A 16,567-nucleotide genomic window follows, 5' to 3' on the forward strand; every position below is an offset into this window, starting at 1 on the left:
CGCACGCCAGTTCGGTGGAAGGGATAAAAGCGGCTTCCGCGGTCGGGACTTCTGCCTGGAGCAGAACGCATTTGATGCGTGTCCCAGGCTTCCCAGCAGGTTTTTCGAGCGCGTCCGCCATCCAGCCGCCCTCTCGACCAGCTGGATCCGTGCTGCACAGGCCTAAGACACGTGGCAAAGTCAGCAACATACCTGACCGGCACGTTGATTTGCAGTGCCAGCCAGACTCCAAATGCTCGGCGCGAGTGCCGGATGTCGCGAAAGAAGCGCCAAACGCGCTCTGGCCTCTCGGCCGCGAGTACCCAGAGGCATGCCAGAGGACGAAAGCTGACACTCCGGTAACGATAGTGAGCCAAACAGTTCTGTGGCGGCAAACGTGCTCCCAATTCTCATCAGGAACTTGGTCGAGGCGTTCAGCTGCGCCCACCGAACATTCGGCGCGTGACGAGGGTGCATAAGCCGCGCTGAACGGAAACATCGAGACGCCCGCACGTCGGAAAGCCGACAAAGAGGGCATAGAAGCGGTGCGAATTGCCGTCTATTAACCTGGCACGAGGAATGCAAGTCTTCGGCATGCCCAGTCTCCTCCTGCTGGGCATGTCTAGCACAGCAACTTGAGGCTGTCGCCGGCAACGAAGTTAGCGGCGCGTGATAGAGCGCCTGCTCGCACGGGACACCATCGGTCCCCCGTCGCGTCGTCGCTAACTTCTTGCGCTCGCGCATAACAGGCTGAAGTTGCCCGCTCTGCAATGACGTGTGGATGAAACCAGATAGGCCAACAGTCATGAGAAAAGTGTCTGGAAGACGCGCGTTATTGTTTTGTCTCGGTCGATCCCTGATCTGTCTAGCCGGGCTGGCTGCGACTGGCGACCGTGCTCGCGCTATCGAGAGCCCCCATATCGAAAGATTCAAGTCAACGTGGCGAGCGCAAGACGGTGAGACAATAGAACAAATTATCTCCAACGTCTCGAAAGTTGCACGGTTCGTCCCTCGAATGTGGGGCGTCGCTGAACTTGACGGAAACGACTATGTTTTCGTTTCGTGGACCAGGCACGCGGATGATGTATTAGACGAACAGCACGTTATCACCTGGAGGATCGCACTCGACGGCACGTTTCAACTTGCGTCGACCTATGCAAAGCCGATCGAATTGGGCTGGCACGCCCTGGCGCTCGGGTTGATCGCCAGTGAAGTCAAGGATGGCGAAAGGGACGCAAATCTTCGCTTTCTGCATGATCCGAGCAACTTCAACTTCGTGACGACCACGCAGGGCCCGCTCGGCGATCTCCTGCGGCAGGGCCGCTGCACTATCGTTGAGCCTGTTGGAGTGGACTACTTGCCGAAGCAGAAGGACAAGCCGACCGAAAAAGGTGATCTGTGGCGCGTTTTGCTTTTAGTGAACTGTAATATCCCAGGGCCCCGTTTTTACACCCATAACGGGGTCATCACTTTCGAGAAGAGCGAAGGGCAAGATTGGGAGCCGCAATCCTCCTTTGCCAAGCGTATCGCCGCCTTTCCTCCTGGCTCCTGGTTCGCTCGGATGGAGCCCAAGGAACGGGAAGAGTAAGAAGGGGCGAAAGCCCTCCGTTTAATGGTCGCGCGGAGCAAAGATCGCGCCGCAGCTCCTTTACCGCCGACCGCCTCAGAGTAACTGCAAGACATATCAGCGCTAAAGTGTCGGTGCTTACGCCTTCGCAACCGTCGCGAGCCTTTCCCGCAGCCTTTAGCCCGTCAGGCAAAAATCGGGCAGCACGATTACTCGAGGCTTTCCGCGACAGTCGAGCTCAGAGGCGCATACCAGTTGGCGAGATTTTGCTCCCAGCGCACCCGACGCAGTGAGAGAACACCGATCTGCGAGGGAACCAGCTCTCCATGCCACTCTTCAAGGGACCGGGCTTGGAGATGCCTCGGGCCCTGATCCGGCGTGCAGGCCGCGCATCGCGCGATTGACTGGTGAGCATGCCGACGCCGAGCCGGCACGATCAAGCGCTGCGACAAACCCATTAAGAGGGTAATGGGGCAGTGTCGGCATACCCTCGAACATCGGCCGTTTCCGACTGGCCCCGGCGACGAGCCCCGGAGCCGTGCGCGAGGCATCGAGGAACGACTGATTCGGCGCTAAATTTCCTCGCGCGCATTCGTTTGCGCGTCATAGATCCGGACTTGAAGCATGGGAAAACGCTTCTTTAGTTCTGCTCCGCCTGCCCTGGCGCCGTCTTTGGTTGCGAATTCAGCTCTGAGTCGGCCATCCACTTCAAGTGCGTAAGAAGAGACCGGCAATTCCCGTGGAGCTGCAGCCATTTGATTCCCATTGTGTAGTGAGGTCGTTGAGAACGATTGTAGCTTGAGTCGGCTAAACCGCACCAGAGCGGCCTGCCCGAGTGCCGCGATGGGGCAGCCATGATGCGGATTGACGCCTCGTACCGAATGGCATCAGGATGGTGCTCGCGATCGTCCGAACACGCGGGCGGCATACCCCTCGTGCGGTGCGTATACGACGAAGCCACGCAGGTTGCCGTTCCACATCTTCTGGCGCAAACGCACGCCCTCGTGCCGGGCTTGCCGGGTCAATCTTCACCTGTGATCGCGGTGAAGCGCACTACGACAGAGCGGCCGCCAGTCGCGCCGCCCACAACAATCGGGCTCTTCTACGAACGGGGCGGCGGCACCACGAAGATTATGGCGCACCGCAGAGGTGCGAAAGGCCACAATGCGATTGGCATTCACGCGTGGCTCTCCAAAAGATGGCTCGCGGATTGGCGGTTTGAGCAAACGATACCGATTCATTTACGCAGCGAGTCTTGAGCTGAACTCCGCGGCGCCTTTGTCCAGATCTCAGAGGAAGCGAGACCAGATTTCTTTCGAAAATCAATCTCGTCCTGACAAGAACTTACAGCGAAATGTCATCGCCCTCGCTGAAACCGTCGGCAGCCTTCTGTCTGCCGATGCGGGTTGCCACAAGCATAGCCAGGTTGCTCCTCCCCGCCTGACTTCCACTCGACGTCAAGATTCATACGCGACTTCATCTTGAAGTGCGTGAGAAAACAGCGTTCGAGGCTTGGCTTTCTCTCGCATACCAAGTCCGCCGCCGAGCGATGGAGATCTCCTCCTCAGGTCGAGAGGGTGCAGTACCCGCCCCGTGAGAAAGACCGACGAGGCTAAGGATACCGCGACACGCACACCGGAAGAAATCGCTTGAACCTCACGCAGCGTCAGGTCGTAGCTTGGAAATGAAGCTCACGCTTTCATAGATCAAGCGTCGAAAGATGCGGCCGAATAATGGACAAGCATTTAAGCAGCCGAATGCGGCGGCGCCGGATCGTGCGTGAACATGAACCAAGAGCGAGAGGTTTTTGTCGGGATGAAACACCGCGTAATGATGGTCGCATTGTTCGCTATCATCGCATCTCCGGTCTGCGCGGCGAAGCTCCGCGGTCCTCCGCGCATCCTCGACGGCAATACGATCGAGATCGAGCGATCCAAGCTTCGGCTCTCAGGCATCGAAGCTCCCGAAACTGACCAGATTTGCCTCGACGCCCACGGTCGGAAATGGGCTTGCGGCCTAGCTGCTCGCGACGAGCTGATCAAGCATTCGAACGGACGAACGTGGGATTGTCATACCACAGGACGTGATGAATACGGCAGGTCACGCGGCAGTTGCTTTATAGAAGGCGAGGACGTGAACGCCTGGATGGTACGCTCTGGTTGGGCACTCTCGTCGGGGCCGTACGTCATCTATGAAGTTGTGGCGAGCAAAACCTGCGCGGGGCTGTGGTCGGGGGCGTTCATCGCCCCCTGGGACTGGCGTCGCCGCAATAAGGGGACGATCATCATCGGCGCGAGCTCGGTTCCCGTCGACGCTCAGGCGCTCCTGCTCGGATCCGCGCTGCTATCGGACCCGCCCTCCTCCGAGTGTGTGATAAAAGGCACTATGGGCCGCAATGGCGAGCGCATTTATCACCTGCCCGGGCAACTCAGTTACGAACAAATCGAGATGACCAAGCCCGGTGAACGCTGGCTCTGCAGCGAAGCGGAAGCCGAAGCCACCGGGTGGCGTAAAGCCGCGCGATGAGGTGAGATACATGAAGGCAGGCTGTTCTCTGACCTATCTGACCAAGATCGCGCCGTCGCGCCGCTCGCTGTTGCTGTCCGCTTTTTCGGCGGTTTGCCTACGGGTTGGCAACAACATTGTCGATGCAAAGGAAGCAAAAGCGCCGCCCAAGCCGAATAACCTGATCTCGCCGGAGGCTGCCCTGAAGCGGCTAATGGAAGGGAACGATCGCTATGTCCAGGGCGTATCACGACGCGACGATTTCAAGCGCGAGCGTGAGGTTTTGGTGGCTGGGCAAAATCCATATGCCGCGGTTCTGAGCTGCGCCGATTCTCGCGTAGCGCCTGAACTTGTCTTCGGCAGCGGACTTGGTGATCTGTTTGTCTGCCGCCTCGCCGGTAACTTCGTCAACGATGACACGCTCGCCAGTATGGAATATGCGGTGGCCGTGCTGAACACGCCGCTGATCCTGGTACTTGGCCACGATCATTGCGGTGCGATAGACGCCACGATCAAGTCGCTCCACGACGATAAGCCGCCGCCGGGGCACATTTCATCCCTCGTTGCTGCGCTTGCGCCTGCGGTAAAAGGATCGCGCCAGCAAACCCGTGACACGTTCGCCGAAGCAACCCGACAAAATGTAATCGATAACGTCGACAAACTAAAATCGACGGGGCCGATTCTGAACGCGGCAGTTGAGCAGAACAGACTAAAGGTCGTCGGGGGCCTGTATCGGCTCGACACCGGCAGGGTCGAGTTGCTGAACTGACGCTGGCACCCTCGGCGGCCCGCTATCGTTTGCCGCCTGTTGTAGAGCTTCCGTCGAATTCCGGTAATTCACTCCTGCATCGGCTTCACCAAATGCACCGAATACAACCGCTCCACAATTGTCACAGCTTCGGGAAGATCCTTGGTATGCGCGGCCTCGTAATTCTCCTTGCATTCTACGTGCTCATATTGGCAACGCGAGGCCAGCACCAGGAAGCACTCATACCGCGGGCGACAGGATTCATGCCTGCACGTTAGTGCGCTAGACCAACAGAGGCGGTGCAAGCGGCAGATCGCGGTGCGAGGCATGCGGGTCTGGGCTCTCGGCCTAACGGAACACGTGACAATTCCGGCGGCTCTCACCCGCGACCCGGCAGGCAGCCACTTATGGTCCTGCTATGATCACCAGGTTCAGCCAGGTCCGAAGATCAAGAAGAGCGGAATTGCGACCAGACGACTGCCCAGCCGACCGATGTAAAGAAAACTGCTATTCGCGTCGGCATCGGACAGTCTCTCCTGCAGGCGCTCATCCGAAACTCCCGGACGCCGCCGTCACGTTTGTTGAATACTGCCGTGTGATGTCCACATCCAACCAACAGCTCACCCACAGTCGCGCGCACGGTAAATTGCGCTGTTGGTAATGTCTGGAAATCAGAGCGGGCCTGAAACTCCAGCAGGCAAGCCGAGCCCGACTGGTTCGCGCTCGAGGTCCACTTCAGTCGCTCTCCTTCCGCCGTGTCCGGTTGATGACGCGTTGTGCCTGGAATCAGACACGGAGGCGCGAACATCCTCCCGGCGCGGCTGCACGAGCCAAGTGATCTCGCTCGATTCAGACACGGCCGGCAGACCATGTTGATGGCACGTCGATTGCTGGGGACATGCAAAAGAGCCGCAGGGCATCGCCGACCTCGCGGTTGCCAGGTCAGGAATTCACAACGTGGTTCGACCCGGCCGGGCGCAAGTGTGACAAATCTCCGTTGGAGGACACATGGCAAAACCAGCGCTGTCTTCAGCCGTCGGAGACATAATGCAGCAGAGGTGGAGCGATCTCGACGCCGCATATCAGTTGCTTTGCCGGTTCAGCCTCAACGACACCAGCGACAGCCATATCTATGTCAGTCTTGCCGGCCTTCAACACCTTTTCTTTGAGTCAATGCGTTCGGGGGGTAGTTTGGACTGGCAACCGTCAGTAATCGCATCACGGTCAATATCAACTACGACAGTTTCGACCATCCCTGCCGACTGGGTATCAATCCGACCGGCTTCGCCGTGCGCGCGCAACCAAAATCAATGAAGTGCGGCAGCGATCGGCTCAAAACACCGAGGACAGCTTTATGAACGCTCCACCAGAGACGATCACTCCAGTAACCGACGCTACGGCTGCGACCCGGGATAATCTGTCGCCGCTACTGGCTGATATCCGCGCGCGTCGAAACGAATTCGCTCGAACGCAGAAGATTCCAGACGAGATCATCGACGGCTTCAAGCGCGTTGGCGTCTATCGAGCTTTGGTCGCCAAGCGATTCGGCGGCGAGGAGCGAACGCCGGCCGATTTTTGTCGCCTGATCGAGCGCATTTCCGAAGCCGACGGCTCCGCCGGTTGGGTCGCCAGCTTCGGCGATGGGGCTCGCTACCTCGCTGCTCTTCCGGAGGACACGCTTCAAACGGTATACGCGAATGGGCCTGACGTGGTGTTGGCAGGCGCGCTTTTCCCACTCCAGCCCGCCAGGCGAAGCACCGACGGGTTTGTCGTGAACGGCGTGTGGCCATTCGCCAGCGGCTCACCGGGCGCGGATCTGATAGGGGTCGGCATCACTCTGGAAGACGATCCGACCGGTGGCCTTGCGCGTGTAGCCGTGATGCCGGCCGAGAAGGTGACAATCCGGCCCAATTGGGACGTCATCGGTCTGCAAGGCACCGGCAGCCACGACGTCGTTGTCAACGATGTCATTGTGCCGGAGGAATGGACCTTGATCCGCGGCGGTCCGCCGACACTCGACGCGCCGATCTATCGTTATCCGTCCGTGACTTTTGCTGCCCAGGCGCATGCGATCGTCGGTATCGGTATTGCGCGCTCCGCGCTGGACGAGGTGGTCGCGATGGCCGGAAGCCGCGCCTCAATCACGGGAGCGCCCGTGATGGCAGAGCGCGGCTATGTCCAACTGGAGATGGCCAGAGCCGAATCCATGCTGCGTTCCGCCCGTGCCTTCTTCTATGAGGCCACCGAGGAGCTGTGGAAGGAAGCGCTAGAGGATGCGGTAAACCAGAGCACCACGACCCTGATGCGACTCGCCGCCACAAATGCCGCGCGGCAAAGCGCGGAGGTCTGCAACATTGCGAGCGTTCTCGCTGGAAGCGCGTCGCTCTACACAACCAGCAATCTGGCGCGAGCGATGTGCGACAGCTTCGTGGTTGCCCAGCATGGAGCTTTAAACGAGGGAACCCTCCAGAGCGCCGGCCGACTCCTGCTCGGAAGTGCAGCACAGCCTGGATTTCCATGAAGTGGTTCATCCACCTTCCGCACCCTCCCACACCTTTACTGTGGCTCCACAATCGGCCGAATGAGCGGCGGCGCTTTCAACGATTGCGGTTGTTCCGGTCACACAACAAGGACGTTTGAATCGCACATCACCTCACGTCGCGCGCCATCTTGCAGCGGCGAATGATCCGGCTAGCTGGCGTCGAGTCACGGCGGGGTGCAGGAGTTATGCTAGCGGCCGCAATGCGCATTCCTCTGCGCTTGTGCGATCGCACTGTCGTATTCGCGATAACAGGTGATCTGGCGAATGTCTGGTCTTTTGAGTAGGAGAGAATTCGCAGGACGAACGTCGGCGACCGGAGATCACTCGGCTGCGCCAGGCGAACGGACGACTGCCATGGCGCGCGACCTTTCAACACCGGTGATGCCAGTCGGAAGCCGACAAGCTCGAAATGATGACTTGACGATTCATGATCGCCGACGCACGCGGTCTTTCGGACAAGACGAACACACGACATGCCCATATGCGGTCGCGGATCACTTGCTATCGGCGAGAGGTCAGCGGCTTGAGTTTTATGCGGGTCAGCTCAAAAGACCTTGAATCGCACGTAGCGTCACGTTGTACCATTTTGAAGTAGCTCACGGGGATGGCCGGCAAGCCGACCGGGCCGCTGTTTGCCGCCGACGTCGGTGAGACGATGATACTAGTGCGTTCGATGTGTATACGGCAGAGGGGGACTCTGGTGCGCCAATCACTGCCTGCGAATTGCTCTAACGCGCTCCGAGTGCTCACATGCGAATAACAAGGTACTTCTGCCCAGACACCGGGGATGGTGGGTCGCTACGCTCTTCGGCCGGCACGTTGATGGCATACGAACAGCCGCGGATCAACTCTGTTCAGCGCACTCACTTAATCAGCATGACTTTGATGATCCTCAGGACAACGGACAATACCTCCTTCCAGCTCTGCGAGCCAGTGTTGAGCTGCATTCCGCCAATAGTCGGCCGTTTTTGAAAAAAGGAGTGAAGCCAGGTTTCTGCGACCATTGACCACTCCGTAATTAGAATTTGCGGCGAACGTTTTGCCGCAAATCATCGTCGGCAGCGCTCCCTCTGTCGACGACTAACTTCCGCCCGGCCATCGACATGAGGCCGGGCGCTTTTTTTGCGTCGAGGAATGACCGTTTGGAGGGTTCTGGTCCGTTGTGCTTGATGATTGCGAAGGGTTTAGGGAGAGAGACAAACCTAAGCGATCGATTGGGAGGATAGTTCGTCACATAATGAAATCGATTGATCCGATCCCAGCGCCCGCGTTGCTCTGGCCTCTCGCATCCATGGTCCATGGCCACGACCTCGTGGCCGTCAACGCCAACCACCCGGCCACCCGCATCGCCGCTGTGGCTCTGCGCGGAGCGACTGATTTAGCTGCCGCGCATGAGTTATGGAGAGGACCGTCCGCGTCAGCTTAACGCTCCATCCACGCGTCGATCTCGTCGGTACCTGCGCGTGATGATGGACGACACCGTCCGCCCGGACGCAGCGCGCGGTGCTGCCCGGAATCGACCGCTCGGTCGGCCGTCCCATCTGTCCCGGTAAGCTCTCGCGTGCGGATTTTTCGCGCTACGACGACGTCGTGAGGTGGGTGACGGCAGGGATACGCGTGCTTTCTGATCAGGAAGGGCGTGATCAGAGAGCACTTCTCTTCGTGATCACGTGAAACTCTGCACCCAAATTTAAATGGCCTTCGAGCAACCGAGCGACTATTGTCGATCCATGTCTCGCCTTTTGTGTCTAACTGCTACTATCATCCTGCCGATGCTGCCGGTCGTCGCGAACGCTGCGCCAATTAATGAAAAGGGGCCCAAGCCGGTCTGGCAAGGCTACGGCTTCCTGCCCGGCTATCGCCAACCGCCGAGCAACAGCATTCCGCTCTACAAGCAGAAGGACTTGATACGCCGGTTCTCGCGCGCCGACCGACGCCACTGGTATATTGACCCGGTTCCTCAGTATTACGGTTGGGACGGCGAGTGGCACTATTTCGGCCAACCCGGCTTCCGCGGCGGCCGCTACAATGGAGGCAGTTTCGGACCGTGCTGGACGCGGACGCCGATCGGGCCGATCTGGAATTGTGGATGATCGCGCGCGCCGCTAGGAGAAACTTCACGCCATTGCGCCGGAATTACGTCGCGGCATTTACTGACGTCCTGCCCCGATCTTCGCCATCGCGCTGCAGCCCCAGAGGCAGAGCGTGCTCGCAGATTCGATGATCAGGTCCGCCTGCGGCAAATGAGCAGGCAAGTAATCGCGATTGCGATGACGATCCTGATCCGATCCGGCGCGAAATCGGCCGCTGTTGATCGCCGCCTTTCTGCGCTGCGGCCCAGGACCCTTTGCCGGAGACAGACCGCCGCTGCAGTGATGCTGAACTCTCGCGGCAAGTTATTCTGGAATGAACAAAATCCTTCAGCTCGCATTCCCATTGACACAACAACAGGGACGCCAGGCGCGTGCTGAAATCCGCTCAGCTCAAGGAATTATGAGAACCGATGCAATTGTTTGGCATTTGTTCGAAGCAGTGCACCAGCTCCTCGAGGACAAGGCCATGCGGCAGCCGCTCAGACCATTCAACGCTTCGAGCGCCGGTTGGCAGTGTTAGAAATTTACCACCCGCCCGAGGTTGACGTCGTGCGCCGGGCCTGTAATGGCAACCCGGAAACTGGAGTGCCCGTCCGGCCATCGATATCCGCTCAAATGATCACCCGTTGTGCGGCTCTGGGCGCCTAAGCGCGATTGTCAGGTCCTTCAGCGATGAATGAGGCGCTCCAAGAGTCGTCACTAAAAGCGCGTATTTTTGAGCAATACATCACCCTCCACCGCGCGGGGATAGTGGGACGCCACCTCGAATGACGGCAATAGGTCAAGAATAGCTTGCAGCGACAACTGCCCTTCGTAGAGCTCGCGGTCGCTATATTCCGTGTACACGAAGCGCGTGTCGCTCAAGGTCTGCATGCCGCCGGCGATAACATCGGCTTCGGCTCCCTGGACATCCATCCAGATGAAATCGATCATATTCAGCTTGGCTTCGCTGCACCAATCGTCCAGCCGCCGCGTTTCAACCGAGACAGGGCGATCGAACCGAACCCAATCATACTCAGTAAGATGATTCTTCGGGCGGCGTATTGAGCCGGAGAGGTCCCATTCCTTCGCATCACCATCTGCATTGCTTGGATGGAAGTCGATCATCCCGTTTCGATCACTGATCGCGATTTCAAGCAGCTTCACCCTATTGAGGGATGGCCCCAGCTTCTTCTTGAAGCGCGCGATCGCTCTGGGGTCCGGCTCAAAGCAGTAGAGCTGAGCTTGCGGGCAGAGGTTGAGAAACTGTTGCGTATCGGTCCCATCATTACAGCCGATATCCAGGATGACGGGATTCGGCTTCTGAAGAAGTGAAACAATGTGCTGGTGTACTTCGATAGACGACACGGGTGCTTTTTCCATTGGGCGCGGTGATCGGTTAAATTTCGTCTTTGACGCCGCAATCACACGCCAGACGCGCCGGCACAACGCATATCAATGTATATGATTCATATACCTGTCGATTCCCTTGAATTATGACAGCCATTTGGAGGCCATCAACATCAAAAGGGAATCCTGTCGAACCGGGGCCTGCAGCGACTGCCCTGCAATGCAAATTGCCCCTCTATCTCGGTAGACGAGCCAACTGCGAGCTAGATCGTCGTCTCCGGTCCGCCTTTCGGAGCGGCAGAAGGATCGGCTTCGTACTAATGTAAGTCGTCGGCTATTCTCCTCAAAGCGTGCCGCCACTGATCTCTCGTGCGCAGGAATAGCCAATTAGCTCGATCCCGGTTGCTGCAGGCAAGATGTGCCTAGTCGACCGACCGCTGCCATCCCAGATTCGCTGACGCAACGTGTGAACCACCCAGTGGAATCACCTGATCCCCGGAATACCGTACGAGGTCAAGGGACCGACGCATAGGTTGCTGCGCGCAAGCAAAACACCGCACGGCGGTCGTCGCGGATCTCTTCGATTTCTGGCAGGAGACCTTGCTGCGGATCTCCGGCAAATCAAAACTGGCCGTGGCGATCCGCTATGCCGATTCTCGGAGCGCCCTCTTCGAACGCTTCCCACCGGCGGCCGCATTGAGCTCGACTCCACCACCGTCGAACGCGCCATAAGCTCCAACAATTCGAAAAGCTTTTCGCGTTCAGCGGCGGCGGGACAAACCTTGGCAGCCATTCGCAACCTGCCGCAAACGACGTAAATGACAATGTCGATCCCTTCGCGTAATTTGAGATGACGTATTGCCAACGGCTTACCTTGAAACGAAATCGAAGCGCTTATGCCATAGGACCACGCCCTCTGACGACCTCAGCTTGCCGCTGGCGTAGTTCAAATCGAGATTTCACATGCCTTATGGTTGAGTTCGCGCACGCTCTCCTGATGCTTGCCACGTCGGTCCTCAGGCGTGGATCGCTGTTGAGCTGCCGATCTCGCTGCATCACCGACCGTGGTATGCAATTTCGAACGTCGATCAGCAGGGTCAGTTTAAGAGGACTAGCTCTGCATGATTGCGCCGAATTTTGCGATAGGCCATCATATGCAACTTTAGGGCTCGCCGGTTTACGTCTGCCACAAGCGCGCATAAGCGCTTTCAGCCAGCAGATCAAGATGTCTGCCCTCGGCGACGATCCGGCCCCTGTCTAAGACGACGATCTTGTCGGCACCACAGATGGTGCTGACTCGGTGAGCGATGACCACGACAGTCTTGCCGTCCCGACGCAAATTCTCAAGGAGCCGGTGCACACTGGCTTCGGCAAGCGAGTCGAGGGAGGAGGTCGGCTCGTCCAAGATTAGGATTTCCGGATCCCGGTATAGAACTCGTGCTAACGAAAGGCGCTGCTTCTCGCCATCAGACAAGTTGGCCTACAGTCAGTCTCGTCTCAATCGCCGGAGAAAATGCCTGTAGCGTCCTCTCAACTCTGTTCACAATCCTGCTAATGTGGTGTGGCACGACGCTTGTTCTGGACCGGACCGTCACTCGAGGTGAGTTGCTCTCCTGCTATGCACTGCTCGGCTATATCAACCGACCGGTCGCCGACCTGCTCCAAACTAACAAAATTGTGCTGCAGGCCGGCCGGCGCTGTCGAAATACGCGACGCTTCGATCGGTGTAAGGGCCGTGAGAAACCCTGGGCTCAACCGGTGTTTCGGCGAAAGTAATGTCATTTCCGCAACAGCTTGTCGGCCGTGCATCTCGGCGCGTCTGCTTCCGGACAAAGACACGCGCAGGCCCGCCAACGGATCAGCAGACCTGCAGGCACGGATCGTTCAGCTCATTTTTGGCCTGACTCTTGCTGTAATTTGGTTTGTCACAATGTGACTATCACCGACTTGAGCTCAGGAGACCTGTATGAATTTTCGTCCGCTTCGCGACCGCGTCGTGGTCAAGCGCACCGACGCCGATAAGAATACCGCTTGCGCCGTTATCATTCCCGACACAGCCAAGGAAAAGCTGCAGGCATGGGTCGTTCAGCTCATTATTGGCCTGACCCTTGCTATAATTGGACTTGTCACAATGTGACTATCTGCAACTTGTTCGAAACGCTCAGGAGTCTTGTATGAAATTCCGTCCGCTTCACGACCGCGTCGTAGTCAAGCGCATCGACGCTGATGAGAAGACCGCTGGTGGCATTATCATTCCCGACACAGCCAAGGAGAAGCCCTCGCAGGGCGAAGTCATTGCAATTGGCCCGGGCGGCCGCGATGAGACCGGCAAGCTGATTCCGATCGACATCGAGGTCGGAGACCGCGTGCTGTTCGGCAAATGGTCGGGTACCGAAGTCAAGATAAACAGCGAGGAGCTGTTGATCATGAAGGAGAGCGACATCATGGGCGTTCTCACAGATGTGTTTTCCAACAAGAAAGCCGCCTAACCCAGCGCTCGCACAGCTCACTCCCTGAAGAGCGCCCACTTAGGCGCGCCGAAGGGTGAGAAAATAAGAACTGAGGGAATTCTTAATGTCAGCCAAAGAAGTCAAATTCGGAGTAGACGCGCGGGACCGCATGCTGCGCGGCGTCGACATCCTCGCCAATGCCGTGCAGGTCACGCTTGGTCCGAAGGGCCGCAACGTCGTGCTCGACAAGTCGTTCGGCGCGCCTCGCATCACCAAGGACGGCGTTGCCGTCGCCAAGGACATCGAACTCGACGACAAGTTCGAGAACATGGGCGCCCAGATGGTGCGTGAGGTCGCTTCGAAAGCGGCGGATGCTGCCGGCGACGGCACCACCACTGCGACCGTCCTGGCCGCCGCGATAGTCCGCGAAGGCGCCAAGTCAGTTGCCGCCGGTATGAACCCGATGGACCTGAAACGCGGTATCGACCTCGCGGTCGAAGCCGTCGTTGCGGACCTCCAGAAGAACTCCAAGAGGGTCACCTCGAACGAGGAGATCGCCCAGGTCGGCACCATTTCGGCCAACGGCGACCAGGAGATCGGCAAGTTCCTCGCCGACGCCGTGAAGAAGGTCGGCAACGAAGGCGTGATCACGGTCGAAGAGGCCAAGTCGCTCGAGACCGAACTCGACGTCGTCGAGGGCATGCAGTTCGACCGCGGCTACATCTCGCCCTACTTCGTGACCAACGCCGACAAGATGCGCGTCGAGATGGATGACGCCTACATCCTCATCAACGAGAAGAAGCTCTCCTCGCTGAACGAACTGCTGCCGCTGCTCGAGGCCGTGGTGCAGAGTGGTAAGCCGCTGGTCATCGTCGCCGAGGACGTCGAGGGCGAAGCGCTCGCGACCCTCGTCGTGAATCGCCTGCGTGGTGGCCTGAAGGTCGCGGCCGTCAAGGCTCCGGGCTTCGGCGATCGCCGCAAGGCCATGCTGCAGGACATCGCGATCCTGACCGGCGGCCAGGCGATCTCGGAAGACCTCGGCATCAAGCTCGAGAACGTCACGCTCAACATGCTCGGTCACGCCAAGAAGGTGATGATCGACAAGGAGAACACCACGATCGTCAATGGCGCCGGCAAGAAGGCCGACATCGAGGCGCGCGTGGCCCAGATCAAGGCGCAGATCGCGGAGACAACCTCGGACTACGACCGTGAGAAGCTCCAGGAGCGTCTCGCCAAGCTCGCGGGCGGCGTCGCGGTGATCCGCGTCGGAGGCGCGACCGAGGTCGAGGTGAAGGAGCGCAAGGATCGCGTTGATGACGCAATGCATGCGACCCGTGCGGCTGTCGAGGAAGGCATCCTGCCGGGCGGCGGCGTCGCCCTGCTCCGCGCTTCCGAGCAGCTCAAGGGCCTGCGCACCAAGAACGACGATCAGAAGACCGGCGTCGAGATCGTGCGCAAGGCACTGTCCTGGCCGGCCCGCCAGATTGCAATCAACGCCGGTGAAGACGGTTCGATCGTGGTCGGCAAAGTCCTGGACAACGAGCAGTACTCTTATGGCTTCGATGCGCAGACAGGCGAGTATAGCAACCTTGTCTCCAAGGGCATCATTGACCCGACCAAGGTCGTGCGCATCGCGGTCCAGAACGCCGCCTCGGTTGCCGCTCTCCTGATCACGACGGAAGCGATGGTTGCCGAGCTGCCGAAGAAGGCCGCGGCTGGTCCAGCAATGCCTCCAGGCGCCGGTATGGGCGGTATGGACTTCTGATCTACTCTGCCAAATTATCAATGACCATACAAAACCCTGGCGGGAATGCCAGGGTTTTGCGTCGGCGGGCTTGCAACATAGCCCTAGCAAGCCGCTGTGTGTCAGAAGGTTGCGTAATCGATGCTGTTGCGCATACGGTCCGGCAGATCACGGGGAATGACTTTCTTGAGGATACTAACGACTCTGAACGTGCTAGCGGGCTGGCTGGGCCACGTGGTTTTGCCGTAAAATTGGCGATTTGTTGCCGATTGCTCTCTAGGGGCTTTTTTGTTGTGGTGTTTGCGCCAAATCTCCCTCCTTTTCTGTGCGCCTGCAAGGCGGAGGCACCGATCGTCGCTGAGATTCCGCCCGGAAGCGGCCGTTGAAAGCCTGGATGAACGCATCATCGTTTGGCTTGCCGGGCAGGCAAACCAAGCATAACGCCGCGCTGTCGCCCTCAGTCAAGATTGCGCGAGACAACTCGCTGCCCTGCTCGATGCGGATCGTCGATATCCCACTTCTTTGTAGGCCCTTTCCGGTATCTCCACGACGCCGCTGCCGAAGGCTCGTACTGCGCAAATGCCACAATAGATGCAGATCGGCTTCATGGAGTTCCCTCCCGTGTCGGCACGCATTTTCATTCGTTCCTTTCGCAGAGCAGCAGGCCACGTCGTAACTGTCATCAGCCGCAGGCCAGCCGAGAAGAACATCAGGAAAGCCACAGTTCTGATCGATCGCGACTTCACCATTGGTTACACGAACTCTCGTCTGTTTGGTGCTTTCGTCGAACATCGGGGCCGATGCAGCTATGGTGGCATCTACGAGCCCGGCCATCGGAGCGCAGACGGTGCGGTTCATCGTTGCGCAACATAACTAGTTTTGGCCAATGGGAAGAAACCGTCCTCGAACACAGCTTGATTACGTCGACTAAATTTCAATCCATACTTAGTTCGGGAATTACAGTCAGGACATCGCCTCGTTTCTCGCGAGCACCGACGTGAGGACTGCTTTACTGATGAGGTCGTCGTCCTAGCTGATGCGGCTGCGGCCACGCGGCGCTCCAAAAAAAGCGTCTTATGCTCAGCTTCGACGGATGGAACGTCTGGTATCGAACGCGCAACGAGGCTACCCCGGCGGTAGACCGCTGGCTAGTGGCCCCCCATCCTTGAGGAAATCTATACAATGGAGGACGCGCTCGCCTTCGGCGGCGCCTGCATTTCCCTTCTGAATCACGCCGATCGGGTAGGAGTTGCCTGCCTGGCGCAACTCGTGAACGGCATCGCGCCGATCATGACCAAGACAGGGAGGTGCGTGGCGCAAGACCATCTTCTTTCCTCTTGCGCATATGAGCCGCTTTGGTCGCGAAAGACTTTTGCACGCGCAAGAGCCACAGAGGACATGTTTTGAATGCCGTATTTCACGTTCGCCTCGCTATGCTGCCCAATGTTGCATGACAGACCTCTCCTCGGTCGGCTCGCTTTGGGACAAGACACCAATCGACAATACAGAGCGAGTCTTGAGAAGAATGGGAGGTTACTGAAACGAGCGTGTGCCTCCGATAGGTCCGACAAGACTTATCTTGATGAGAGCCCACGCAGCGGTTGCAATAG

At 58.4% G+C, this 16,567-nt stretch carries 11 protein-coding genes and 2 pseudogenes; 10 read left to right on the forward strand and 3 right to left on the reverse strand.

Annotated features, from left to right (window positions below):
* Window positions 1–784: 784 nt before the first annotated feature.
* The 5 genes from BRAGE_RS0128750 (at window position 785) to BRAGE_RS0128780 (ending at window position 9,434) form a co-directional block, all read left to right on the forward strand.
* Entirely contained in the window at window positions 785–1,567 is a 783-nt protein-coding gene (locus BRAGE_RS0128750) for a nodulate formation efficiency C protein (protein ID WP_231164270.1), read from the forward strand.
* A 1,764-nt stretch (window positions 1,568–3,331) separates the two neighbouring features.
* The gene (locus tag BRAGE_RS0128755; protein WP_051378097.1) at window positions 3,332–4,072 is read left to right on the forward strand and encodes a thermonuclease family protein; all 741 of its coding nucleotides are present in this window, start codon (window positions 3,332–3,334) and stop codon (window positions 4,070–4,072) included.
* Between the two features lie 10 nt (window positions 4,073–4,082).
* Window positions 4,083–4,820, forward strand: a complete 738-nt coding sequence (locus BRAGE_RS0128760; protein ID WP_051378099.1) for a carbonic anhydrase — start codon at window positions 4,083–4,085, stop codon at window positions 4,818–4,820.
* Window positions 4,821–6,153: 1,333 nt separating this feature from the next.
* Window positions 6,154–7,320, forward strand: coding sequence for an acyl-CoA dehydrogenase family protein (locus BRAGE_RS0128770; RefSeq protein ID WP_027562726.1), 1,167 nt, complete (start codon window positions 6,154–6,156; stop codon window positions 7,318–7,320).
* 1,751 nt (window positions 7,321–9,071) lie between these two features.
* Window positions 9,072–9,434, forward strand: coding sequence for a hypothetical protein (locus tag BRAGE_RS0128780; protein ID WP_035731614.1), 363 nt, complete (start codon window positions 9,072–9,074; stop codon window positions 9,432–9,434).
* A gap of 699 nt (window positions 9,435–10,133) precedes the next feature.
* Here the strand turns inward: BRAGE_RS0128780 and BRAGE_RS0128790 are convergent.
* A complete protein-coding gene (locus tag BRAGE_RS0128790) occupies window positions 10,134–10,781 on the reverse strand; it encodes an FkbM family methyltransferase (RefSeq protein WP_027562728.1) in 648 nt (215 codons plus the stop codon).
* Between the two features lie 1,159 nt (window positions 10,782–11,940).
* A pseudogene (locus BRAGE_RS0128795) lies at window positions 11,941–12,237 on the reverse strand (ATP-binding cassette domain-containing protein); the annotation flags it as partial.
* A 17-nt stretch (window positions 12,238–12,254) separates the two neighbouring features.
* Here BRAGE_RS0128795 and BRAGE_RS56970 point away from each other — a divergent pair.
* The 4 genes and pseudogenes from BRAGE_RS56970 to groL form a co-directional block, all read left to right on the forward strand.
* A pseudogene (locus BRAGE_RS56970) lies at window positions 12,255–12,452 on the forward strand (hypothetical protein); the annotation flags it as partial.
* Window positions 12,453–12,729: 277 nt separating this feature from the next.
* Window positions 12,730–12,900 carry a hypothetical protein gene (locus BRAGE_RS57960; RefSeq protein WP_084334765.1) on the forward strand — a complete coding sequence of 57 codons (171 nt, stop codon included), beginning with the start codon at window positions 12,730–12,732 and terminating at the stop codon, window positions 12,898–12,900.
* 37 nt (window positions 12,901–12,937) lie between these two features.
* The gene (locus BRAGE_RS0128805; RefSeq protein ID WP_027562730.1) at window positions 12,938–13,252 is read left to right on the forward strand and encodes a co-chaperone GroES; all 315 of its coding nucleotides are present in this window, start codon (window positions 12,938–12,940) and stop codon (window positions 13,250–13,252) included.
* An 85-nt stretch (window positions 13,253–13,337) separates the two neighbouring features.
* On the forward strand, window positions 13,338–14,978 hold the full coding sequence (groL, locus tag BRAGE_RS0128810) for a chaperonin GroEL (RefSeq protein ID WP_027562731.1): 1,641 nt from the start codon (window positions 13,338–13,340) through the stop codon (window positions 14,976–14,978).
* Window positions 14,979–15,233: 255 nt separating this feature from the next.
* On the opposite strand, the gene BRAGE_RS54935 is transcribed toward groL, so the two are convergent.
* A complete protein-coding gene (locus tag BRAGE_RS54935) occupies window positions 15,234–15,815 on the reverse strand; it encodes a hypothetical protein (protein WP_167336468.1) in 582 nt (193 codons plus the stop codon).
* Between the two features lie 324 nt (window positions 15,816–16,139).
* Between BRAGE_RS54935 and BRAGE_RS56980 the strand changes: the two genes are divergently transcribed.
* Window positions 16,140–16,364, forward strand: coding sequence for an alpha-L-arabinofuranosidase C-terminal domain-containing protein (locus BRAGE_RS56980; RefSeq protein ID WP_027562732.1), 225 nt, complete (start codon window positions 16,140–16,142; stop codon window positions 16,362–16,364).
* Window positions 16,365–16,567: the final 203 nt, after the last annotated feature.

The sequence above is a fragment of the Bradyrhizobium genosp. SA-4 str. CB756 genome, assembly GCF_000473125.1.
Lineage (GTDB): Bacteria > Pseudomonadota > Alphaproteobacteria > Rhizobiales > Xanthobacteraceae > Bradyrhizobium > Bradyrhizobium arachidis.

Excerpts from the sequence above, each read along its gene's own strand:
- BRAGE_RS0128750 (WP_231164270.1), top strand. The coding sequence starts at position 785 with ATGAGAAAAGTGTCTGGAAGACGCGCGTTATTGTTTTGTCTCGGTCGA.
- BRAGE_RS0128755 (WP_051378097.1), top strand. The coding sequence starts at position 3,332 with ATGAACCAAGAGCGAGAGGTTTTTGTCGGGATGAAACACCGCGTAATG.
- BRAGE_RS0128760 (WP_051378099.1), top strand. The coding sequence starts at position 4,083 with ATGAAGGCAGGCTGTTCTCTGACCTATCTGACCAAGATCGCGCCGTCG.
- BRAGE_RS0128770 (WP_027562726.1), top strand. The coding sequence starts at position 6,154 with ATGAACGCTCCACCAGAGACGATCACTCCAGTAACCGACGCTACGGCT.
- BRAGE_RS0128780 (WP_035731614.1), top strand. The coding sequence starts at position 9,072 with ATGTCTCGCCTTTTGTGTCTAACTGCTACTATCATCCTGCCGATGCTG.
- BRAGE_RS57960 (WP_084334765.1), top strand. The coding sequence starts at position 12,730 with ATGAATTTTCGTCCGCTTCGCGACCGCGTCGTGGTCAAGCGCACCGAC.
- BRAGE_RS0128805 (WP_027562730.1), top strand. The coding sequence starts at position 12,938 with ATGAAATTCCGTCCGCTTCACGACCGCGTCGTAGTCAAGCGCATCGAC.
- groL (WP_027562731.1), top strand. The coding sequence starts at position 13,338 with ATGTCAGCCAAAGAAGTCAAATTCGGAGTAGACGCGCGGGACCGCATG.
- BRAGE_RS54935 (WP_167336468.1), bottom strand. The coding sequence starts at position 15,815 with ATGAACCGCACCGTCTGCGCTCCGATGGCCGGGCTCGTAGATGCCACC.
- BRAGE_RS56980 (WP_027562732.1), top strand. The coding sequence starts at position 16,140 with ATGGAGGACGCGCTCGCCTTCGGCGGCGCCTGCATTTCCCTTCTGAAT.